Here is an 881-nt window from a genome sequence, read left to right on the forward strand (position 1 = left end):
ATGCGTACTTCTTCCCGGCCGGAATCCGAAACTGTTGTCTGAAAATTGCTCCTCGAAGATGGGTGTCAGCTCCTGCGATATCGCCTGTTGGATCAGTCTGTCCACGCACGACGGTATGCCTAACTTCCTGACCTTGCCTTTCTCCTCCTTGGGTATCTCCACCCTCCGAACCGGATTGGGCTTGTATTTCCCTCTCCTCAACTGCCCGACCAGCTCGTCCCGGTGCTGTTTCAGGTAGGGTAGAAGTTCATCCACCTGCATTCCGTCGACTCCTCCGGAACCATTATTCGCCTTTACCCTCTTATAGGCGGCATTCAGGTTGTCGCTTCTAAGAATGGTGTCGAGCAGGTTGTTCGTCCAAAAGTTCGTATTGGTGTCAGTGTCCCCGGTAATCCATTCATGGGCGTACACTCCTGATACCCTTCCCTGTTCCGCAGGTATCTCTTGCAGGTAGTCTTCGATATGAAGTTGTCTGTACTTAATTCCATGTCCGGTTTCCATTTGAGAATGGCACCTCCTACTGTTCGCCCCTTTCCCAATGTCTCAAGCCATCAGGTATTGTAATATGGGCTCTGCTGACTTCTCACGACAAGCTTTACTCCGCGGCGGCGAATGTTTTATCGCCTTTGCCGTGTCCGTGAGATCTCCCCGGGTACTCACACGTTCTTTCCCACTTATACCTGCCCCGTCTACTGATGGCGTTCTGTGCAGTTATTGGACTTCGGTTTGTACGGCAACCTCATCCACGCTTCACAGCCTATCCGGACAACTTTTACAGGCCAGTGTTTTGCCTACGGCTTCCTTCAGACCTCATCTCACGATGACGCCCTTGCTTTCAGCTGCATCCTTCCCACTGCCGGGCGGATCAGGGACTCTCACCC

1 protein-coding gene is annotated in these 881 nt (G+C 52.6%); it reads right to left on the reverse strand.

Going from position 1 to position 881, the window contains the following annotated elements:
* Positions 1-501, reverse strand: a 501-nt coding sequence (locus ACTQ3A_RS13890; protein WP_441495347.1) for a reverse transcriptase domain-containing protein, incomplete at its 3' end; no start/stop codon positions are given.
* Between the last annotated feature and the right edge of the window lie 380 nt (positions 502-881).

This window comes from Bilifractor sp. LCP21S3_F8, assembly GCF_052117805.1.
Classification (GTDB): Bacteria; Bacillota; Clostridia; order Lachnospirales; family Lachnospiraceae; genus Bilifractor.